17 protein-coding genes and 2 pseudogenes are annotated in these 21,093 nt (G+C 62.3%); 14 read left to right on the top strand and 5 right to left on the bottom strand.

Annotated elements, in window-relative coordinates; translation table 11 throughout:
• Positions 1-264 precede the first annotated feature (264 nt).
• The 12 genes and pseudogenes from H7U20_RS25055 (at position 265) to H7U20_RS25000 (ending at position 14,978) form a co-directional block, all read left to right on the top strand.
• Positions 265-3,579 (top strand): TIM-barrel domain-containing protein, encoded by a 3,315-nt coding sequence (locus H7U20_RS25055; protein WP_199761864.1) that lies wholly within the window; start codon positions 265-267, stop codon positions 3,577-3,579.
• A gap of 119 nt (positions 3,580-3,698) precedes the next feature.
• Positions 3,699-6,677, top strand: coding sequence for a TonB-dependent receptor plug domain-containing protein (locus tag H7U20_RS25050; protein ID WP_199761863.1), 2,979 nt, complete (start codon positions 3,699-3,701; stop codon positions 6,675-6,677).
• A 37-nt stretch (positions 6,678-6,714) separates the two neighbouring features.
• Positions 6,715-8,079, top strand: a complete 1,365-nt coding sequence (locus H7U20_RS25045; protein WP_199761862.1) for a Gfo/Idh/MocA family protein — start codon at positions 6,715-6,717, stop codon at positions 8,077-8,079.
• Positions 8,080-8,117: 38 nt separating this feature from the next.
• Positions 8,118-9,425, top strand: coding sequence for a DUF3472 domain-containing protein (locus H7U20_RS25040; RefSeq protein ID WP_199761861.1), 1,308 nt, complete (start codon positions 8,118-8,120; stop codon positions 9,423-9,425).
• 97 nt (positions 9,426-9,522) lie between these two features.
• Positions 9,523-9,822, top strand: a complete 300-nt coding sequence (locus H7U20_RS25035; RefSeq protein ID WP_370593250.1) for an IS66 family transposase — start codon at positions 9,523-9,525, stop codon at positions 9,820-9,822.
• A 197-nt stretch (positions 9,823-10,019) separates the two neighbouring features.
• The gene (locus H7U20_RS25030) at positions 10,020-10,886 is read left to right on the top strand and encodes a hypothetical protein (protein ID WP_199761859.1); all 867 of its coding nucleotides are present in this window, start codon (positions 10,020-10,022) and stop codon (positions 10,884-10,886) included.
• 62 nt (positions 10,887-10,948) lie between these two features.
• Positions 10,949-11,335, top strand: a complete 387-nt coding sequence (tnpB, locus tag H7U20_RS31010) for an IS66 family insertion sequence element accessory protein TnpB (protein WP_370593249.1) — start codon at positions 10,949-10,951, stop codon at positions 11,333-11,335.
• A gap of 197 nt (positions 11,336-11,532) precedes the next feature.
• Positions 11,533-11,739: pseudogene (locus H7U20_RS25020) on the top strand (transposase domain-containing protein); the annotation flags it as partial.
• A 1-nt stretch (position 11,740) separates the two neighbouring features.
• Positions 11,741-11,857 (top strand): annotated as a pseudogene (locus tag H7U20_RS25015) (IS66 family transposase); the annotation flags it as partial.
• 117 nt (positions 11,858-11,974) lie between these two features.
• Positions 11,975-12,202, top strand: a complete 228-nt coding sequence (locus H7U20_RS25010; protein ID WP_199761857.1) for a hypothetical protein — start codon at positions 11,975-11,977, stop codon at positions 12,200-12,202.
• 362 nt (positions 12,203-12,564) lie between these two features.
• Positions 12,565-14,331, top strand: coding sequence for a hypothetical protein (locus tag H7U20_RS25005; protein WP_199761856.1), 1,767 nt, complete (start codon positions 12,565-12,567; stop codon positions 14,329-14,331).
• Positions 14,332-14,453: 122 nt separating this feature from the next.
• Complete coding sequence (locus H7U20_RS25000; protein ID WP_199761855.1) at positions 14,454-14,978, top strand: hypothetical protein; 525 nt, start codon at positions 14,454-14,456, stop codon at positions 14,976-14,978.
• Positions 14,979-15,061: 83 nt separating this feature from the next.
• Here the strand turns inward: H7U20_RS25000 and H7U20_RS31125 are convergent, their stop codons facing one another.
• The 5 genes from H7U20_RS31125 to H7U20_RS24975 all read right to left on the bottom strand — a co-directional run bounded on the left by H7U20_RS31125 (position 15,062) and on the right by H7U20_RS24975 (position 20,187).
• Positions 15,062-15,556 carry an FxDxF family PEP-CTERM protein gene (locus tag H7U20_RS31125; RefSeq protein ID WP_233411070.1) on the bottom strand — a complete coding sequence of 165 codons (495 nt, stop codon included), beginning with the start codon at positions 15,554-15,556 and terminating at the stop codon, positions 15,062-15,064.
• A 525-nt stretch (positions 15,557-16,081) separates the two neighbouring features.
• A complete protein-coding gene (locus tag H7U20_RS30510; RefSeq protein WP_233411068.1) occupies positions 16,082-16,924 on the bottom strand; it encodes a PEP-CTERM sorting domain-containing protein in 843 nt (280 codons plus the stop codon).
• A gap of 176 nt (positions 16,925-17,100) precedes the next feature.
• The gene (locus H7U20_RS24985; protein WP_233411067.1) at positions 17,101-18,147 is read right to left on the bottom strand and encodes a PEP-CTERM sorting domain-containing protein; all 1,047 of its coding nucleotides are present in this window, start codon (positions 18,145-18,147) and stop codon (positions 17,101-17,103) included.
• A gap of 30 nt (positions 18,148-18,177) precedes the next feature.
• Positions 18,178-19,905 (bottom strand): methyl-accepting chemotaxis protein, encoded by a 1,728-nt coding sequence (locus H7U20_RS24980; RefSeq protein ID WP_199761853.1) that lies wholly within the window; start codon positions 19,903-19,905, stop codon positions 18,178-18,180.
• An 81-nt stretch (positions 19,906-19,986) separates the two neighbouring features.
• Positions 19,987-20,187: a hypothetical protein gene (locus tag H7U20_RS24975; RefSeq protein ID WP_199761852.1), complete on the bottom strand. Its 201-nt coding sequence runs from the start codon at positions 20,185-20,187 to the stop codon at positions 19,987-19,989.
• A gap of 81 nt (positions 20,188-20,268) precedes the next feature.
• Between H7U20_RS24975 and H7U20_RS24970 the strand changes: the two genes are divergently transcribed.
• Together H7U20_RS24970 and H7U20_RS24965 are read left to right on the top strand one after the other, a co-directional pair.
• Positions 20,269-20,454 carry a hypothetical protein gene (locus tag H7U20_RS24970; protein WP_199761879.1) on the top strand — a complete coding sequence of 62 codons (186 nt, stop codon included), beginning with the start codon at positions 20,269-20,271 and terminating at the stop codon, positions 20,452-20,454.
• A 354-nt stretch (positions 20,455-20,808) separates the two neighbouring features.
• Positions 20,809-21,066 carry a hypothetical protein gene (locus H7U20_RS24965; protein ID WP_233411066.1) on the top strand — a complete coding sequence of 86 codons (258 nt, stop codon included), beginning with the start codon at positions 20,809-20,811 and terminating at the stop codon, positions 21,064-21,066.
• The last annotated feature ends 27 nt before the right edge of the window (positions 21,067-21,093 follow it).

Here is a 21,093-nt window from a genome sequence, read left to right as displayed (position 1 = left end):
AAAAGAAAGTTTCGTGTTGCGAAATTTTCGCTTTGTTTAGTTGTTTTCAGTGGATTCGCCGCGTTGCACTCAAAGAAATGTATCGTTTTTGCGACAAAATCGAAAGATGGCTCATGGTGTTTTAGCTAATGTGAAAGAATTTATCGTGGTTTTTACCGCAATATCTTTATTTTTTGATGACATCACTTTCTTTTTGTTGACCTGATTTACTTTTATTTCTAAAGTAAGGTATCACAACGCAACATTCTTTCGAAAAGCAAAGTTATGAGACACCTTCCACCTTCCCTGCCGCTGGCCTGTTTGTTGGCCCTGGCCAGCGCCCCCTTGCTGGCCGCGCCGGTCGGCAATCTGCGCACGCTCACCCCCACAGCCGGCGTCGGCCAGCAGTGGGATCTGCTCACCGACAGCGGCGCCCATGTGCAGGTCAGCCTGCCGCGCGCCGACGTGGTGCGTATCTGGGCCAGCCCCAAGGCGGCGTTGACCGGGCCGGGCGACCAGGCCGCGAACATTGTGGTGGCCACGCCGGCCGCCCAAGTGGAGCACACCGTCAGCGAGCAGCCCGACCACATCCTGATCCGCACGCCGGCCCTGAGCCTGCGCATCGACCGCAAACCGCTGCGCTTCAGTTTGTACCGCGCCGGCGCCGCCCAGGCCTTGTGGCGCGAAGTGCAGCCGCTGGAACTGGGCGACAAGCAAAGCGTGCAGACCCTGAGCACCGACAAGGCCGAACGCTTCTTTGGCGGCGGCCAGCAGAACGGCCGCTATGAGTTCAAGGGCAAGCAATTGCAGGTCTCGTATTCCGGCGGTTGGGAAGAGGGCGACCGTCCCAGCCCGGCGCCATTTTTGATGAGCTCACGCGGCTGGGGCATGCTGCGCAATACCTGGTCCGATGGCAGTTACGACCTGCGCCAGAACGAACAGATCTCGCTGGAGCACGCCGAAGCGCGCTTCGACGCCTACTTCTTCGTCGGTAAAGACCTGCGCGATGTCGTCTCGCGCTACACCGAATGGACCGGCCGTGCGCGCATGCTGCCGCGCTGGGCGCTGGAATACGGCGACGCCGACTGTTACAACGACGGCGACAACGTCAAGAAGCCCGGCACCGTGCCGAAAGGCTGGAGCGACGGTCCGACCGGCACCACGCCGGACGTGGTCGACAGCGTGGCGCGCCAGTACCGCGAGCACGATATGCCGGGCGGCTGGATTTTGCCGAACGACGGCTATGGTTGCGGTTACGCGGCCCTGCCGGAAGTGGTGCAGGGGCTGGCCAAATATGGCTTCCGCACCGGCCTGTGGACCGAGAATGGCGTCGACAAGATGGCCTGGGAGGTCGGCAAGGCCGGCAGCCGCGTGCAAAAACTCGACGTCGCCTGGACCGGCAAGGGCTATCAGTTCTCGCTCGACGCCAACAAGGCCGCCTACGACGGCATCCTGAATAATTCCGACGGCCGGCCCTTCATCTGGACCGTCATGGGCTGGGCCGGCACCCAGCGCTACGCAGTCACCTGGACCGGCGACCAGAGCGCCAGCTGGGACTACATCCGCTGGCATGTGCCGACCCTGATCGGCTCCGGCCTGTCCGGCCAGGCGTACGCCACCGGCGACGTCGACGCCATCTTCGGCGGCAGCCCGGAAACCTATACCCGCGACCTGCAATGGAAAAGCTTCACGCCGGTGTTGATGGGCATGTCCGGTTGGTCGGCGGCCGCGCGCAAGCATCCGTGGTGGTTCGCCGAGCCTTACCGCAGCATCAACCGCCGTTATCTGAAACTGAAGATGCGGCTGACTCCCTATATGTACACGCTGATGCGCGACGCCGAACAAAGCGGCGCGCCGCTGGTGCGCGGTCTGATGTGGGATTATCCGAACGATCCGGCCGCCTACACCGAAGCTTATAAATACCAGTACCTGCTGGGCCGGGAGGTGCTGGTCGCGCCGGTCTACCGCAGCCAAGCCGTCAGCCAGGGCTGGCGTCGCGGCATCCACCTGCCGCAGGGCCAGTGGTTCGACTATTGGGATGGCCGCCAGGCCACCGCCGGCCAGGAAGGCCGCGATATCGACGTCGCCGTCACGCTCGACAAGCTGCCGGTGTTCGTGCGGGCCGGCGCCATCCTGCCGATGTATCCCGAGATGCTGTTCGACGGCGAAAAGCCGAAAGACCAGTTGACGCTCGATCTCTACCCGAGCGGCGAATCGCAGTTCACGCTGTATGAAGACGACGGCAACAGCCGCCGCTACCAGGACGGCGCCTTCAGCCAGCAGGCCATCCGCATGCGCGCCGCCGGCGGCGATGTGCAGGTGGAGATCGACGCCGTGAGCGGCAGCTACGCCGGCCAGGAAGCGCGCCGTGGCTATGCCTTGCGCATGTTGAGCCGTCAGCGTCCGGCCCAGGTCAGCGCCGCCGGCGTCGCCTTGCCGGCGCTGGCCGAGCGCGCCGCCTTCGACGCGGCGGCAGCCGGCTGGTTCTTCGACGCCGCCGACCGCCAGGGCACGCTGCATGTGAAGAGCGCCAGCCAGGACATCCGCCAGCCGCTGCAATTCACGGTGCGGGGCGCGGTCGCCATCGCGGCCGCCGACGATGCCTTCCCGGCGGCGCCCATCCCCGGCCGCGCGCTGCCGGCCGACGCCATGCTGGTGCTGAACCGTCCGGCCGAAGAAGCCGGCCATCCGCTGGAAAACGCTTTCGACGGCAATGCCACCACTTGGTTCCGCACCCCGCGCAGCCCGGCGGTGCAGGGCGGTCCGCATGAATGGGTGATCGGCTTTACCGAACGCCGTTTGATCGACGGTATCGAACTGGCGCCGCGCAACGATCAGCACTGGAAGCATGGCCAGATCCGCGATTACGAAATCTACATGGGCGACAACAACGGCGATTGGGGCGCACCGGTGCAGCGCGGCCGTCTGACCTTGCAGCAGGGCGTGCAAAGCATCGCCTTCAAGCCGACCGCCGGCCGTCTGCTGCGCTTCCGCGTGATGAGCACGCAGAATCCGGAAGGCGAAGCGGCCAGCGCCGTCGATCCGATGGTGACCGCCGCCCAACCGGCCGCCACGGCGCGCGCCTTCAACGCCGCCGTCCCGAGCGAAGTGTCGCCGGTCACCCTGGCCGAATTCAGGGTGCTGGAGCACCGCGAAGCAGAGCGCCCCGAGCTGCAACGCTATCTGTCCGACCTGACGCTGGCCAAGTCGGTCGGCCGCGATCGTCCGGTCGGCAAAGCTGCGGAGATGCGCATGAACGGACTGTGGTTCCGCAAGGGACTCGGCGTCGGCCCATCCAGCCGCATCGATCTGCAACTGGGTGGCAACTGGAACCTGCTGCGCGCCGACCTGGGCGTGGACGACAGCTGCCGCAAGGCCGGCGGCTTGCAGTTCCAGGTCTGGAGCGGCGAGCGGCTGTTGTACGACAGCGGCCTGGTGACGGCGCCGGCGGTGGTCAAGCCCGAGCTGGATGTGCGCGGACTCGATCAACTGAGCCTGCGCACGCTCGGCGCCAGCGGTGCGCAGCCGTCCCAGGTGTGTGGCAACTGGGCCAACGCCGTGTTGATCGGCAGCGAGGGCAGCACCGTCCGGCCGCGCTGACAGCACTTCATTTTTACAAACAAGAGCCCCTCCTCGGACCGGGGAGGGGCGCTTGCAGCCTCACGCTGACAAACAAGGTATCAAACCACGTATCAAACCACGTATAACAGGAGACGAGCATGCATATGAAAAAACTGGTGGCCGCGATGATGGCGGTGGGATTGGCTTCCGCAGCGCTGGCTGCCGACGAGCTGGACGAGCAGGGACAGAAAAGCGCCAAGGATCAGAAGGTCACGCGGGTCGAAGTGACCGGCTCGAGCCTGAAGCGCATCAACGCCGAAACCGCTTCGCCGGTGCAGGTGATCAACGCCAAACAGATCGAAAACATGGGCGCCCGCACCCTGCTGCAGGTGCTCGACAACCTGCCGGCCGCGCGCCCGTCGCAACAGGACTTCCGCTCGATGTTCACCGGCTCGGACGGTGCCTCGCAGGCCAATCTGCGCGGCCTGGGCGCGCAGGGCACGCTGGTGCTGCTGAACGGCCGCCGCCTGTCCTTCTACGGCGCGCCGGCCGGCTTCCAGACCATGTTCGTGAACATCGACGCGATCCCGGCGGCGGCGATCGAGCGCATGGAAATCCTCACCGACGGCGCCTCGGCCGTGTACGGCTCGGACGCGGTTGCCGGCGTCATCAACGTCATCACGAAAAAGAACTACCAGGGCCTGGAAATGCGCGCCAACGCCGATTTCGCCCCTAGCGTGAAATCCTATGGCGAGCGCCAGGGCAGCCTGACCTACGGCCTGGGCGACCTGGACAGCGACGGCTACAACGTCTTCGGTTCGGTGAACGTCTACCAGCGCGACCGTATCTCGACCGCCGACACCTACCTGAAACGGCCGGACTACTTTTACACCAACAACCCTTCCTTTGTGCCGGGCTTCCGGGTCGGCACCGGCAGCGAACCCGGCGTGCTGAACCCGGGCACCTTCTTTGTCTTCGATAAGGCCAAGGGCAATGCGCGTACCCAGCGTCCGGTCCCAGGTTGCAGCACCTCCATCACCGAAGCATCCGGCGGCCGCTGCGTCTGGAATTCGCTGCCTTACGCGCTCGATACCGGCCCGACCTCGGACCGTGTGACCGGCTTCCTCAGCGGCCGCGTCAAGTTGGGCGGCGAGCTGGAAGGCTTCGCGGAAGTGGCCTACACCCAGATCAAGCTGCGCGGCGAGAACGGTCCGCGCAGTTTCAACAGCGGCAGCACCAGCAACTGGTTCGCGCGCAACACCGGCACCACGCTGAACACCTTCGTCACACCTTATCTGGGACCCAACAACGCCTACCTGAAAGGCAAGTTGGATGCCGACATGGTCGCCAAGATGGGCGGCGCGGCGGGACTCAATTACCTGCTGCAAGACGCCCCCGGCCACTTTGGCCAGACCAACAAGGACAACAACTATCGCGCGTTGGCCGGCCTGCGCGGCAGCATCGGCGGCGGCTGGGACTTCGAAACGGCGCTCAGCGTGGCGGGCAGCCACTCGACGCTGTTCCAGACCATCAACATCAACACCAAGGGCTTCGAAAAAGCCTTCGGCCCGTTCACCACCGACCCGGTGAGCGGCCGCAGCTACATCGCCGACAATCCGGCCTACAAGTTCGGCGAGATCAGCGAAGCGAACGCGGCGCTGGTGCGGGCCGCCTATCCGACCTTCGACATCCAGTCCTGGACCAAGCTCATCACCTGGGACGCCAAGATCGAGGGCACCATCGCCAAGCTGGGCGAGCGCGAAGTGCGTGCCGCCTTCGGCACCAGCCTGATGCGTGAGAGCTTCTACACGCCCGGCAACAGCGACGCGGCCAACGGCCTCATCACCCAGCAGGGCGGCTCCTGGTTCGACGGCCAGCGCAACATCGGCGCCGTGTTCGGCGAGGTGGTGGTGCCGCTCACCGAGACGCTGGAATTGAACGCCGCCGCGCGCGTGGACAAATACCCGAACTTTGCCGCCAACGTGGCACCGAAGATCGGCGTGCAATGGCGTGCGCGGCCCGATCTGCTGGTGCGCGGCACCTATTCCGGCGGTTTCCGCGCGCCGAACCTGGCCGAGTCGGGCACCGGCGGCGTCTTCGCGCAGGTCGGCGGCATCCGCGACACGGTGCGCTGCGACGAAACCAATGCGATGGCGCGCCTGCTGATGAAATCGGCCTTGGCGACCGAAACGGAGCTGGGCAAGAACCTGTTGAACTCGAACTGCTCGACCACGGTCGGCGGCCTGACGCCGCCCAACCCGGCGCTGCGTCCGGAAAAGGCCAAGATCTCGACGCTGGGCCTGGTGCTGCAACCGACCAGCAACACCAGCATCTCGCTGGATTACTGGTTCGTGTATCGCCGCAATGAGATCGTGCGGCAGGACTTCAACGAGCTGTTCAAACAACTGGTGGACAAACACGGCCCGGGCCTGGCCGGCACGGACGCGGCGATCCGCAACCCGATCACCGACGCCGACCGTGGCACCATCGCGGCCATCGCCACCATGTGCGCCAATCCGGCCAATGCGGCGGCCTGCACCGGCGCCCTGCCGACCTACTCGGTCGGCAACCTGGGCGGCCTGGTCAACTCCTACTCGAACCGTGGCCGCACCCTGATCGATGGCGTCGATATCGACGCGCGCCACCGCTTCTCGCTGGCCGACATGGGCAAGCTGAACATCGGCATCGCGGCGACGATCCGCAAGCGCGAGACCGCCGATTCGGAAGACGGCATCGGCTTCACGGGCAACAAGGTCGGGTACTATGACTCGCCACGGGTGCGCGCGACCTTCAACGCCGACTGGAGCTATCGCGACTTCGTCACCAGCCTGTTCGTCAACTACACCGGCAAGACCAAATGGGCCGAAGGTCCTTGGGACACCGACAACGCACCGGGGAAATGCACGGCCGGCGGCATCGGCTTGCCCGCCAACCTGTGCGACGGCGCGCCGTCGTACTACACGGTCAACCTGGGCTTCAACTGGAAACCGGTCAAGAACCTGGAGCTGGGCCTGAACATCAAGAACGTGTTGAACAAGCAGCCGACCTACGATCCGAACGGTTGGGAAGGCTACAACAACAGCCAGAACCTGTTCGGTCGCCAGTATGCGTTCTCGGCCAGCTACAAGTTTTTTTGAACCGATAAAATGAATCACAACTTCCGAGGAAGAACTGATGGACAAACAATTTAATCGACGCCATTTCCTCAGCACCGGCGCCGCGCTGGTGGGCGGCCTGCTGCTGCCGCCGGCCTTTGCCGGCACGCGTGAACGCCTGCGCATCGGCGTGATCGGCACCGGCATGCGCGGCCAGGTGTTGTTGCAGGAACTGCTGCGGCGCGACGATGTGGAAGTGGCCGCGCTGTGCGACATCGAGCCGATCATGCTGGGCCGCGCCCTGGCCCAGGTGGAAAAGGCCGGCAAGGCGCGGCCGCGCACCTTCGGCGAGGACCGCGACCCGCACGCCTACAAGCGCCTGCTCGACGCCGCCAAACTCGATGGCGTCATCATCGCCACGCCGTGGGAATGGCATGCCTCGATGGCCATCGACGCCATGCAGGCCAAGGTGCCGGTCGGCTGCGAAGTGGTGGCCGGCGTGACCCTGCAAGACCATTGGGATGTGCTCAACACCCAGCTCAAGACCGGCACGCCGTACATGCTGCTGGAGAACGTCTGCTTCCGCCGCGATGTGATGGCGGCCTTGCAGATGGTGCGCGCCGGCCTGTTCGGCGAACTGGTGCACCTGCAGGGCGGCTATCAGCACGATCTGCGGGCGGTCAAGTTCAACAGCGGCGATCCGGCCAAGCCGTATGGCGGCGGCCTGGAATTCGGCCAGAAGGGCTGGTCCGAGGCGCGCTGGCGCACCGGCCACTCGGTGCAGCGCAACGGCGAGCTGTATCCCAGCCACGGCATCGGTCCCTGCGCGATGTATACCAACATCAATCGCGGCAACCGCTTCACCCGCATCAACGCCTTTGCCAGCAAGGCGCGCGGCCTGCACGACTACATCGTCAAGAAACCGGGCGGCGCCAACCATCCCAGCGCCAAGGCCGAGTTCCGGCTCGGCGACGTGGTCACCACCACGCTGTCCTGCGAGAACGGCGAGACCATCCTGCTGCAACACGACACCTCGCTGCCGCGCCCGTATTCGCTGGGCTTCCGGGTGCAGGGCACCAACGGCCTGTGGATGGATGTGAACCAGTCGGTGCATATCGAAGGCGTCAGCAAGCCACATGAATGGGAGGACTTCCAGATTTATCAGGACAAGTACGACCATCCGCTGTGGCGCAAGTATGCCGACCGGGCCGAAGGTGCCGGTCATGGCGGCATGGACTTCTTCGTGATCCACGCGTTTATCGAGGCGCTCAAGGCGCGCGCGCCGATGCCCATCGATATTTACGATGCCGTCAGCTGGAGCGCCATCACCCCCTTGTCGGAGCAGTCGATTGCACAGGGCTTCCAGACCCTGGACTTCCCCGATTTCACGGCCGGCCTGTGGCGCACGCGCAAGCCGATCTTCGCACTGGACGGCCGTTACTAGGCCGCTGCTGTTCATCAAAACCATATTTGGAGACAATGATGAAACGAAGAAAACTGTTCCTGTACTCGGTGGCGGTGGCGCTGAGCGGCTGCGGCGGCGACACCGCCACCGCCACCACCGACGCCAGGTCGCAGGGCGCCGCAGTCAAGAGCGCCGGCATCGCCGCCAAACCGGTGACGGTGGCGCTGGCCGGCAACGCCTTCATCACCAGCGCCGACGCCGACGCCACCGAGGTCATCACCGACCAGGGCTTGGCCGACTGGACCAGCCCGAACACCGTCATCAGCACCTACTTCCGGGTGGCGGCCGCCGGGCCGGTGACGGTGGCGCTGGACGCCCGGCTGGCCGGCGGCAGCAACAGCACGGTGCGGGTGACCATCGACGGCAAGCCGTTCGACGTCAAGCTGTCGATCACCGGCGCCCGCTCGTACCCGGTTGGCACCGTGAATGTCGCCGCGCCGGGTTATGTGAAGGTCGACCTGCGTGGCATCAGCAAGGACGGCGGCTACTTCGGTGACGTGTCGGCGCTGAAGGTCAGCGCCAACGCCGCCCTGAACTACGCCAACGATCCGGCGAACTACTACTGGTCGCGGCGCGGACCGTCGGTACACATGGGTTACAGCGTGCCGGCGAATACCGAATACTTCTACAACGAAGTAACGGTGCCGGCGGGGCAGGACAAGATCGGTTCCTACTACATGGCCAACGGCTTCGGCGAAGGCTATATGGGCATCCAGGTCAAGTCCGACAGCGAGCGCTGGGTGCTGTTCTCGGTGTGGGACGCCGACAATGGCGGCAAGACCACGCTGGTCAGCAAGGGGCCGGACGTGGTGGACAACGTCTTTGGTGGCGAGGGCACGGGCGGCCAATCCTACCTGCGCTACAACTGGGTGGCGGGCAACACCTACCGCTTCGTCACGCGGGTGCACCCGGACGGCGCCGGCGGCAGCGATTATTCGGCCTGGTTCTACGCGCCGGAGCAGGGCGCCTGGCGCTACATCGCCACCTGGAAGCGTCCCTTCATCACCACCTATCTGACGCGGGCGCACTCCTTCCTGGAGAACTTCATCGACAGCAACGGTTATATGGAGCGGCGCGTATCGTTCGGCAACCAGTGGGCGCGCAATGTATCGGGCGCATGGAGCGAGCTGACGACGGGGCGTTTCACCGGCGACGCCACCGCCAGCAACGGCCAGCGGCTGGACTATGCCGGCGGGATGGAGAACGGCAAGTTCTACCTGCGCAACGGCGGCTTCTTCGCCAACAACGTCCCGACCAACCAGAACTTCACCCGGCCCGCCAGCGGGAAGGTGCCGGATGTGGATGTGAGCGCCTTGCCGCACTAAGCTGAAACTTTCACACAAAGTCTGCGTTGGGCCGCTTGGTCGAACGCAGATTTTTTTACGAATACTGCTACATCAACACCCCTACGCCAGCTTGTACGTGATCGAACAGCAAGGCGCCGACCTGGCGGTAGCGCAGCGTTTGGCATTGCGCCAGCAACTGGCGTTGCCGGCGCTGGCCGAACTACACGCCCGGCTGCAGGCGCAACAGCGCAATGTCGCCGCCGGCAGTGGCACGGCTAAAGCGATCGATCACGCGCTCAAACGTTGGGCTGCGCTTGAGCGTTACGCCAACTCTGGCAGCCTGCCGATCTGCCATTCCCAGACTCTACACAGCCTTAAATCCAAGCCGCAATGTCCTGGCGTGCCGGCCGTCGAGCAGCACCAGGATTGGAACTGAAGCCCGGCTCTTGCCACTTATCGTCAGTACGCTGCGACAGCGCGAGCTTCATGTCGATGCCGTTGCGTCAAGCCGCTTAACATTCTAATTGGAAATTTATGCCTATCACTCCCACTTCCATTCACACTCCCACTTCCGCCAATAATGTTTCAATGCCTAACCCCCTCACGACGACAAGTTCACAAACGGAACCATCCGTGAACCAGGCTCTTCCAGAGCAGTCCCAAGGATCGTCGCGCAGAGGAAGTGTCCAAAGTGGATTGTCATTCGAACATTCCCTGCGTAGAGAACTCTCCGCCACTTCAGCGCCACCTGCATCCCGCCCGCCAAAGCTGCCTCGCACGACTGACGAGATCACGCTAGGAGTTGGGAATTATAATAACGCACCGAAAGAGCGAGATTCAAACAAACTCTCAAGAGGCGACTATATGGGAATGAAATATGTAGAGGACGGCTTCGAGGGGCTCAAATTTAAACAGGAGATTTTGACGGGCATAATAAGCAAGGAGCCAAATGGCACCGTCAAGTTCGCGACAGCTAGCAACGATACCGAGACACATTTCAAAAACTATTTCAGTTTCAATTCCAATGACGAACCGATCAAGGTGGTGATGGTGGAAAATTACAAATCCCCCAAGATCACGGACTTTACTGCGACTGACGTCTTTCTTTCCCAGTATGCAGCGGCGTCCCCAAACAGTAGCAAGACCTTTCCGGATAGCTTGCCCAATAAACTTCCCCAGACAATTGTGAGAGATACTGTTGACGGCACGGCCGCCAGAACCGCAGTTTTTAAGATTTTCGGTGGGGAAAATATGGGAGATGTCATTGATGATGACGGAAAAGAGAGAACGATTCCGGACGATCAAAAGAAAATCACTCTCGCGAGGGGCACCCTAGGATTCGACAAGGCGATGGATACCGTCAATGGCAAGTCCACTGGACATATTGTTTCGGACTTCAATACCCTAAAGAACACGAACCATGTTATCGAATCGATCGACATCACGAGAACACATTGGCTTTCTGGAATCAAGATGAATATTAATATAAGCGAAGGATAGAGTGCAGTTCAGCGGTAAGCGCTCAATTCTCCGCACTTTTCGGCGCGGTCGACTGTTGAATTGTGCCGCGACGCTGGCGGCGTAGTTTTTTTTGGCGGGAACTACTGTGGACACTGAAGTGGAGTCGGGCAATCGTAGAGGGCGGCCGAACTATTTGCCGGAGTTTAAACATCGGCTCGCAGTGGCGGCCTGCGATCCCGGCGTGTCGGTATCGAAACAGCGGCCATGTCTTCGTGTTTCGTGGGCGGCGCGGCGACATGCTCAAAGTGCTGTGGTGGACCGGCGACGGCCTGTGCTTGCTGGCGAAACGTCTTGAGCGGGGACGCTTCGTCTGGCCGCAAGCCGACAGCGGCAGCGTGGCGCTGACGCCAGCCCAGCTTTCCATGCTGTTGGAGGGAATCGACTGGCGTCGTCCAGAGCGAACCTGGCGGCCGACATCTGCCTTGTAAAGGCCACTTCGAAAAACTAGCAAATTGTCGTTCCCGCGCAAGCGGGAACCAAATTGTCGTTCCCGCGCAAGCGGGAACCCATACTGAGCCAAGGGGCATGCGGGGTATGGATTCCCGCCTGCGCGGCGGTCCGCCGATGCGGAATGACGGTTTTTCGAGGTGGCCTAAACGTCGTCGGCCTCGCGTAAACTCGCCTCATGCTGACCGCCGCCGACATCCCTGACGATATCGCTGCCCTGAAGGCACTGTTATTGGCAAGCGAACGTCGCGTTCAAGAACGCGACGACCAGGTCGCAGGACTGGAAGCGCAGTTGAACACGCGCGCCGCCGAGATCGAGCATCTCAAGCTGTGGATCGCCAAGCTGCGGCGCATGCAGTTTGGCCGCAAGTCCGAAAAACTCGACCTCGCTCAATCTGTGGCCGGCACTGACACGCTACCGCGATGATGGCGCCATCGAAATCGACAACTCCGCCGCCGAGCGTGCCCTGCGTGGCGTGGCTATCGGCCGCCGCAACTATTTGTAATCATATGCAGCCTGTACTTGCGCCTGGCGTGCGGAGGAGGGCGTACTATTTACTGCAGTGCTTGGCCTTCTCGCTTTTTATTTGTTGTCTACCGGCCAATTTAAGGAGTGGTTCATGAGCAAGCTCGATTCCGTGCTCAGCACGCGCGACATTGCCTTCGCGGCCTATATTGACCATGCCATGAGTGAACATAAGCTCGAGTTGACGGATGCGCAGCGTGAAAGTCTCTACCAGGCGGCAGAGGCGTTTCATTCATCGGCGGCAGGTCGTGCTTTTCTAAAGTCATCCAAGGATGCCGCCTCGCGTGCGCAGCACAGCGCGCGCCAACCTGTCGGGATGTGAGCCTGCCCCTTCAAAAACCATACCAAGACCTGGGGGAGCGCATATGACGCCTGGAGAGTTTGGCGTATGGCGTACGATCAGCAAGGGCTTAAGTGCAAACGACCAAAACTCGGCTCGCGAAGTGCTTGATTGGGCAACTTCACTTGGCCGCGACATTGGCGTGAGCGGGACGCGAGTGCGGGAGATTTTTGACGCGGTAAGCTCCGGTATCGCGCCAGGCACGCCTCCCCTGGACTGAATATCTATCCAATTCACTTGCGGTGTGCACTTTTTCGCGGAATTTCGAGCGGGCCGCCGAATGATGAAAATTAAATATTAATTTATTGATATCATCTTGGCTCCCCAACCCCCAGGAGCCCCCGATGGCCCCCGTTCGCCTTGCCGCCGCCCTCACGCTGGCGTTCGCCAGCCTCACGACCCTAGCGGCGCATGCCGCCGAGCAGAACGACAACGTCTGCAACAATTGCTTCGAGCAGCGCTGGGTCTACTTCGGCGGCGACTTGTCCAGCCCGACGCCGGCGACCGATCCGACCAATCTGAAATTGATCGAGCTGATCGGCCGCGCCAAGCGGGCCGGCTACAACGGGATCGCGCTCAACACCTCCGGTCACGGCTCCTACGCCTCGCTGTTGTTCGGCCCCAATCCCGACCTGACGGCCAATCTGGCTGTCATCCTCCAGAAGGCCAAAGAGGCCGGGATCGAACTCATCCCCGTGGGCGGCGGGCCGGAGATTCCAGCCTTGCTCAATCCCGACCTGCTTGAGGCCTTGCCGGTCAAGGACACGCCGTTCATTGTCCAAGGCAACAGGGCCGTGCCGCTGGCGCAATCGATTGTCAGCGACAGCGGTTTCGAGCAAAACGATGGGGAGTGGCATCTCGACGGCAGCGGCGGCGTCAGCTACGACACTTCGCTTGCCCACCAGGGGCAGCGTTCGGTGAAGTTCGTACAGAACCAGGTCGAGACCGCCCGCATCGAGCGCAGCTTCGCAAACCTGAAGCCGCACAAGGCTTACCGCATGTCGTTCTGGTTGAGGACCGAGGACTACGACGCGCCGCTGCAGGTGCAACTGTTCCGCTCCGATTTTACAATGCCGCTGTATAACAACCGCAGCGCCCGTTTGGGATGGGGCACCAGCAATGGCGAGTGGAACGAGGAGGGCAACCAGTTCGCCAAAACGCAGGGGTGGACGCAGTACAACCTCGACTTCAACACGGCCGACGAGACCACGGTGCATCTGTCCTTCGGCCATTGGGGCCGGAGCGGCGTTGGCAACGGCGCGGCCTGGCTCGACGACCTGGACATCCGCGAGATCGGTCTGGCCCACACGGTGGACCGCGCCGGCCTTTTGCCCGTCGTGGTGCGCTCGGAGGACGGCAGCATCACCTACGTCGCCGGCATCGACTATCTGGTCGCCAAGGAGGCGCTGGTCATCAAGAACCGCCGCCTGCGCGAGGGTACGCGCCTGCGCGTGTCCTACTACCAGTCGGCGCAGAATTTCACGGCGCGCTGGGCCACGCCGGCGTCGGCTTGCAACGCGGAATTTTTCAACATCCAGCGCGACTACTACGACAAGATCAACGCGCTGTTCAACACGCCGTCGAGCTACTTCCTGTACTACGACGAGATCCGCGTGCTGAACTGGGACCCGGCCTGCGGCGGCATTACGGCGGGCAAATACCTGGCCAACACGACGCGCAAGGTGCAGGCCGATTTGTTGGCCAAGTATCCGGCGCTGGCCCTGTATATCTGGAACGATATGTTCGATCCGAACATGAACGCCTTGGACAGCTACTGGCTGGCCAAGGGCAGCCTGGCCGGCGCGGTCGAGGGTTTGCATCCCAACACGGTGGTGGTGAACTGGACGGATTCGACCGACGACCAGGTCCGTCTCGCTTCCTTGAAGTTTTTCAGCGATAGGAAGTTGCGGCAGATGATAGCCGGCTATTACGACGAGCCGGACCTGGGCGATGTCGAACGGTGGTTGCGTAATCTGGATGCGGCGGAGAAAAATGGGCTGAGCGGTGTGCAGGGTTTCATGTACACCACGTGGCAGGGCAACGACGGCTACGACAAGTTGGAGGCGGTGGCCGAGACGATCAAGCAGAAATCCGGGCGCTGGGTGCAGTAAGTGGGGCGGCGAATATTGCATCGACAACTTTTTCATGGCAGGATGCGCGGTCCGGGGGGGGCGCGCGCCGAGCGCCACCACCTTGCTCCGGCCCGGCGCTGGAAACCACGAAAAGGAAAACTATGCTTGCACTTGAAGACCCGCGTTGGGCCGACCTCGACGGCGGTTACCGCACGCCGACCGCAGCGCCCGCGCTGCTGGCGCAATTGCAATCGGGCGAGGATGTCTGGGAGGCCATATGGGACGACTTGCACCATCAGGGCGACCTCGGCGTCGGCTCGTATGCCGCCGTGCCTCAATTGGTGCGCATCGCCGCGGCGGCGGACGGACGGGATTGGAATTTCTACGGCCTGATGGCGACCATCGAGGTGGAGCGGCACGGCAAACACAATCCGCTCCTGCCGCAATGGTTGGCGGCGAGCTATGCCGATGCCTGGGAGCAGGCGTGCCTGCTGGCGCGCGAGGACTTGGCCGCCGAGCTGGACGCGCAGACCGTCCAGGCCATACTTGCCGTGCTGGCCCTGGCCAAGGGTGAGTTGAAGTTGGGCGCCCTGTTCACCAGGCTGGATTCCTCGGAGATCGAGGAGTTGCTCGACGAGCGGCTCGATTGGTCCGAAGGCTATCGGGACCAATCGGCGTCGCAGTGACAACGCGTGGCAGGTGGGCTGAGCGCCCGTTCGCCGCCACGCGCTCGCCGCCCCGTTGTCGGACGGCGGGGTGGCGGGGAGGTTCAGGCGCGGCGGCGCTTGGCCATGAAGCCGAGCAGGCCCAGGCCGGCCAGCAGCATGGCGTAGGTTTCCGGCTCGGGCACGGCGGTGACTTGGCCCCACATGTTGGAAGAGAGTGCGAAATCACCGGCCAAATCGTTGTCAGTCGTGTTGCTCACGCTCATGGAAAGCGTCTCGTTGATGCTTTCCGCGCTGCCCCATGCCGAGCCGAGGTAGATGGCACGCACCTCGCTGCCATAGCGGTTTTCGCCAAGGGCATCGATATATCCCAGGTAGCTCTCGAATCTGGTTTCGCTCCGCGCGTTCTGGTTTTTATTGGCGAAGACGCTTGCTGAGACCAGTATATCGAAACTGAACTCCAATTTGGTGTGCGCCGACAGGGTGAAGGGGGCATCTTTGAAGATGCCGCCCTCGGCGGAATAATAGTTTGTGCCTTGGAACGCGGAATCGACGGGGATCACGGCCGCTCCCTGAATGACCGATGAGGCGCCCTGCATACCGAACTCGCCGCCGCCGGTGGTGATCGTTCCTGAGCTGTTAACCATGCCCAGGAGGGAAGTGGATTGCGACATATCCACCACTTTGGCGTTGCGTTCACTCGCCGAGCGATTGATAGAGTTTTCGCCATCGGCGAGTACTGCGGAGTAGACTCGCACGTTGCTGCCTCGGCGCTTCCAAGAATCGGTCGGGTCCGGGAAGTTGAAGTGAATGGACGGGGCGATGTTGTCGTTGGTGTCGAGGTCGATTAGAGTGTAGTGGAAATTGCTGACGGTGACGCTGGACGTTACGCTGCCGGGGGCCGCCTGGACGCTGCCGGCGCACAAGACGGCGGCGAGCGAGATGGCGGACAAGGAGAATTTTTTCATTGTTGGGCTTTTCATGGCGAGTTGGTCGAGCTGACGCTAGTGAAGTGAAACATTATTTAATTATAGTTTATTTTATGAAAACATTAATTAAATATTCATAAAGTTTCATTCGTCCCCGCCCCCGCCCCCGGCCCCGCAGACGGGCTGCGGGGAGGTTCAGGCGCGGCGGCGCTTGGCCATGAAGCCGAGCAGGCCCAGGCCGGCCAGCAACATGGCGTAGGTTTCCGGCTCGGGCACGGCGGAGACTTCGCCGCTCATCCAGGAAGCCATCCCGACACGACCGGCCAAATCGTCGGCCGTCGTGTTGCTCATGCTTAAGGCGAATGCCTCGTTGACGCTTTCCGCGCTATTCCACTGCGCGTCGAGGTTGAAACGGCGGCCGATGATGGCCGAATAGTGGATTTTGCCGAGAGCATCGAAATACAAAAGGTTGGCATTGAATGTGGTTTCGTTGCGAGCCGTCTGGTTTTTATTGGCGAATACGCTTGCCGATACCGCCAGATCGAAACTGAACACCAATTTGGTGTGCGGCGACAGGGTGAAGTCGGCGGCGCCGAAGATGCGGCCCTGGCTGGAATAATCGGCACTGCCACGGAACGCGGAGTCGGTGGGGATCTCGGCCGTTCCCTGAACGGCCAATGTGGCGCCCTGCAGACCGGACTCGCCACCGCCGGCGACGACCGTCCCTGAGCTATTGACCATACCCATGACGGAAGCGGAGCGCGACACATCCACCACTTTGACATTTCTTTCACCCGCCCATTGATCAATTTCTTTTTCGCCATTGGGGTGCACTGTGGCGTTGGCACCCACACTGCTGCCTTGGGGATCGCTCGAATCCGGGAAGTTGAAGTGAATCGACGGGGCGATGTTGTCGCTGGTGTCGAGGTCGATCAGGGTGTAGTGGAAGTTGCTGATGCCGATGCTGGCTTTTGCGCTGGTGGGGGCCGCCTGGACACTGCCGGCGCACAAGACGGCGGCGAGCGAGATGGCGGACAAGGAGAATTTTTCATTGTTGGGCTTTCCATGGCGAGTTGGTCGAGCTGGCGCTCGTGAAGTGAAACATTATTTAATTATAGTTTATTTTATGAAAACATTAATTAAATGATTATAAAATTTCACTCGTGCGCGCCGCGATATGTCTCCCCCGCCCCCGCCCCCGCCGACGGTGATGTTCAGGCGCGGCGGCGCTTGGCCATGCAGCCGAGCAGGCCCAGGCCGGCCAGCAACATGGCGTAGGTTTCCGGCTCGGGCACCGGCGCGGCGAAGGCGTAGCCGCTCGCTTCGGAATACATCGAGCCACGGCCGGCCAGATCGTTGGCCGTGGTGTTGCTCATGCTGTAAGAGAGCGTCTCGTTGATGCTTTGCGCGCTGTCCCAATGCGAGTCGAGGCGGATATGGCGCTCGACGCTCGCGTACTGGCGTTGGCCGAGGGCATCGACATAGGTCAGCCCGGCGCTGAATTCGACGCCGCTCGCCGCCACTTGGTTGGCATTGGCGAAGACGCTTGCCGAGGCCGCAAAATCGAAACTGAATACCAATTTGGTGTGCGCCGACAGGGTGAAGTCGCCGACGTTGAAGATGCTGCCCCGGCTGACGAAACTGCTGATGCCGCGGAACGCGGAGTCGACCGGGATCTCGGCGGTGCCCCGAACGGTCGATGTGGCGCCCTGAATGCCGAACTCGCCGGCGCCGGCGGTGATCGTCGATGAGGTGTTGACCAAGCCCATGGTGGAACTGGCGCGCGACAGGTCCACCACGCGGACGTTGCGGACATTCACCGAGTCAATGACGTCTTTTTCGCCTTCGACGCGCACTGTGGAGTTGACATCCACACTGCTGCCTTGGCGCATCCAAGGATTGCTCGTGTCCGGGAAGGCGAAGTGAATCGACGGGGCGATGTTGTCGTTGGTGTCGAGGTCGATCAGGGTGTAATGGAAGTTGCCGACGGCGACGCTCGACGTCGCGCTGACGGGGGCCGCTTGGACGCTGCCGGCGCACAAGACGGCGGCGAGCGACATGGCGGACAAAGCGATTTTTTTCATCGTGGGGTTTTTCATGGCGGATTGGCCGAGCTGGCGCTCGCGAAAGGGAAGATTATTCAATTGTAATTGATTTTGTGCAAATGTTGACGGAGTCTCAATCGTGCGCGCCGGCGACAAGGCATGTGTGTCGATTTTTTTCGCAGGCAAAAAAATGGCCAGACAAAGCGTCTGGCCCAAGGGGAAATAGCGCGGCGGTGTGGCGGCCGCTTAGAACTCGACCCAGTCGTCGTTGGCGCCGGCCAGCGCCGCTTCTGGCTTGCCGGCGGGCGCCGTCTTGCGGAGCGGGGCGGCGAGGGCGGCGCGTGGCCGGCGCGGCGTCGTGGCCGGCGCGGCCATGCGGGCGCGTGGGATGGCCGGGGCCGGGGCCGGGGCCGCCAGGCGGACCGGGCTGTGAGCGGCGTCGAGCTTGAAGATGCTGACCACCTCGGCCAGCTTGGCCGACTGGTCCTGCATCGACTCGGCGGCGGCGGCGGCCTGCTCGACCAGCGCGGCGTTCTGCTGGGTCACCTGGTCCATTTGCGTGATGGCCAGGTTGACCTGCTCGATGCCGGTGCTCTGCTCGTCGCTGGCCTGGCTGATCTGGGTCATGATCTGGGTCACCCGGGCGATGCTCTCGACGATCTCCTGCATCGTCTGGCCGGCCTTGTCGACCAGGCCGGAACCGAGCTCGACCTTTTGCACCGAGTCGTCGATCAGGCCCTTGATGTCCTTGGCGGCGGCGGCCGAGCGTTGCGCCAGGTTGCGCACTTCGGAGGCGACGACGGCGAAGCCGCGTCCCTGTTCGCCGGCGCGGGCCGCCTCGACGGCGGCGTTCAGCGCCAGGATGTTGGTCTGGAAGGCGATGGCGTCGATCACGCTGATGATCTCGACGATCTTGCGCGAGGAGTCGTTGATCGAGCCCATGGTGTGCACCACCTCGCCCACCACCGCGCCGCCACGGCTGGCGATGGCCGAGGCGCTGATGGCCAGTTGGTTGGCCTGGCGCGCGTTGTCGGCGTTCTGCTTGACGGTCGAGGTCAGCTCCTCCATCGCCGAGGCGGTCTCTTCCAGCGAGCTGGCCTGCTCCTCGGTGCGCGAGGACAGGTCGGCGTTGCCGGCCGCGATCTGGCTCGACGCCGTGGCCATGGTCTGGGTGCCGCTGCGCACCTGGTCGACGATGTCGACCAGGTAAGTGTTCATGTCCTTGAGCGCGCCCATCAGCTGGCCCGTCTCGTCGCCGCCGGTGACGACGATGTGGCTGGTCAGGTCGCCGGCGGAGACGGTCTCGGCCACCTTGACGGCGGCCTTGATCGGCTCGGTGATGGTGCGCGTGATCCACCAGGAGGCCAGCGCGCCGATCGCCAGCGCGATCACGCCGAGCCCGATCAGCAAGCCGCGTCCGCTTTGATACTGGCGCTGGATCTGGGCGGCGCTGGCGTCGAGCAGGGCGGCCTTCTTGTCGGAGAACTTTTTCAGCGCGTCGAGGTAGAGGATGCGCTTGTGCGTCATGTCGGTTTCATACAGCGACTTGGCCTGGGCCGTGTCGCCGGCGCCCTTGGCCACGAAGACCGCCTTGCGCACGGCGGTGTAAGCCTTGCGCGTGTCGAGCACCTGCTGGAACAGCGGTTTGAGCTCGCCGTTGCCGAGCTCGGCGCCGATCTGGTCCTGGATCTGCGTGGCGCGGCCGGACGACTCGGCCATCAGCGTTTCGAGCGCCTTCTGGTCGGCCGGATCGGCCACCATCCAGGCGCCGGTGGTGCGCGCCGCGTTCACTTCGATGACCTTGACCCATTCGGCGATCAGGCGCTCGTCGCGGACCTGCACGCCGACCATTTCCTCGGTCAGGGCGCTGGCGCTGCTCAGCCGCAGGATGCCGATCAGCGTCATCACGGTCAGCAACAACAGGATGATGGAGAAGCCCAGCCCGAGGCGGGTGCCGATTTTCAGATTCTTCATGGTGCTCTTCCTGGTGGGATGCGAAACCGGCCAGCGCGGCTTCCCGGTGGTCGGGCCGGATGACGATCCGACAATGCAATGCTAGCATTGTTTGCTAACAATTAATAGCCATGCGGAAATATTGTGGCGGAATTTTTCACGGGGATTTTTCCTTTTCCGCCGCCGTTTCGGGAGCAATTGTGCCGATTCCGCAACATAAAAAACGCCGCCGCCGGCCCCCGCCGGGGTGGTGGCGGCGCCGCGCCCGGCAGTCAGTAAATCGATGGAAGCGACGATTGACATGAAAAAAATGCAATGATACATTTCTGTCACCACTGCAAGTGGTATTGCCGTTCGATTGGATTTTTAACTACTCTAAAAAGGTTGGAAAAAATGAAAAATCAGAATCAAGCCAAACTGTTCGCCTTCAAACTGGCCGCGAAGAAAGATCAAGCGGCCAAAGTCGCCCCGCAATGGAAACAACGCGACGGCGTCGCCGTGGCCGGCTGCAGCGGCCCTGATGCGCGCGGCGACCGTCTGTGGGGCCGCGACAACGGCATCTGGTGCTGATCGGCGCCCGTCGCCTTTGAGTTACGCGTGGCGCGGCGGGTATTCCGTCGCCGCGCCACGCCACGCCACGCCACGCCACGCCACGCCACGCCCCATCCCCATTCCTCGCCTTCCCGCCAGTTTTTTCCAGGCCGTCCAGCGGCTGTCCACGCCGCACAAAATCCTGATCGCAAGCAAGGGTTCGGATCTGAGCGCCGAGCTCATGATTCCCATTCGGCGACTTTTTTTGTGGCAACTGTATCGTTTAGGCAACACGAAAAACACCGCCCGCGGCCCCTCCCCACGAGCGCTGGCGGGGTGGCGCCCGGTAGCAGAAAAATCAATGAAAGAGGCGATTGACTTGAAAAAAACGCAATGATACATTTCTTTCACCACCACAAGTGGTATTGCCGTTCGATTGGATTTTTAACTACTCTTAAAAGGTTGGAAAAAATGAATAATCAGAAACAAGCCAAGCTGTTCGCCTTCAAACTGGCAGCAAAGAAAGAACAAGAAGTGAAAGCTGCGCCACAGTGGAAGCTGCGTGACGGCGTCGCCCTGGCCGGCTGCACCGGTCCCGATGCCCGCGCCAACCGCGTTGGCGGCGGCAACGACAGAGGCATCTGGTGCTAAGCGTGGCCCAGCCCGCTTAACCTTCGC

It is taken from the genome of Rugamonas violacea (assembly GCF_016461825.1).
In the GTDB taxonomy this organism is placed as follows: domain Bacteria; phylum Pseudomonadota; class Gammaproteobacteria; order Burkholderiales; family Burkholderiaceae_D; genus Rugamonas.
This window is presented reverse-complemented; position numbering and strand designations above follow the sequence as displayed.

Coding starts and splice junctions, on each gene's coding strand:
- H7U20_RS25055 (WP_199761864.1), top strand. CDS start 265: ATGAGACACCTTCCACCTTCCCTGCCGCTGGCCTGTTTGTTGGCCCTG.
- H7U20_RS25050 (WP_199761863.1), top strand. CDS start 3,699: ATGCATATGAAAAAACTGGTGGCCGCGATGATGGCGGTGGGATTGGCT.
- H7U20_RS25045 (WP_199761862.1), top strand. CDS start 6,715: ATGGACAAACAATTTAATCGACGCCATTTCCTCAGCACCGGCGCCGCG.
- H7U20_RS25040 (WP_199761861.1), top strand. CDS start 8,118: ATGAAACGAAGAAAACTGTTCCTGTACTCGGTGGCGGTGGCGCTGAGC.
- H7U20_RS25010 (WP_199761857.1), top strand. CDS start 11,975: ATGAGCAAGCTCGATTCCGTGCTCAGCACGCGCGACATTGCCTTCGCG.
- H7U20_RS25005 (WP_199761856.1), top strand. CDS start 12,565: ATGGCCCCCGTTCGCCTTGCCGCCGCCCTCACGCTGGCGTTCGCCAGC.
- H7U20_RS25000 (WP_199761855.1), top strand. CDS start 14,454: ATGCTTGCACTTGAAGACCCGCGTTGGGCCGACCTCGACGGCGGTTAC.
- H7U20_RS31125 (WP_233411070.1), bottom strand. CDS start 15,556: ATGCAGGGCGCCTCATCGGTCATTCAGGGAGCGGCCGTGATCCCCGTC.
- H7U20_RS24980 (WP_199761853.1), bottom strand. CDS start 19,905: ATGAAGAATCTGAAAATCGGCACCCGCCTCGGGCTGGGCTTCTCCATC.
- H7U20_RS24975 (WP_199761852.1), bottom strand. CDS start 20,187: ATGTCAATCGTCGCTTCCATCGATTTACTGACTGCCGGGCGCGGCGCC.
- H7U20_RS24965 (WP_233411066.1), top strand. CDS start 20,809: ATGATACATTTCTTTCACCACCACAAGTGGTATTGCCGTTCGATTGGA.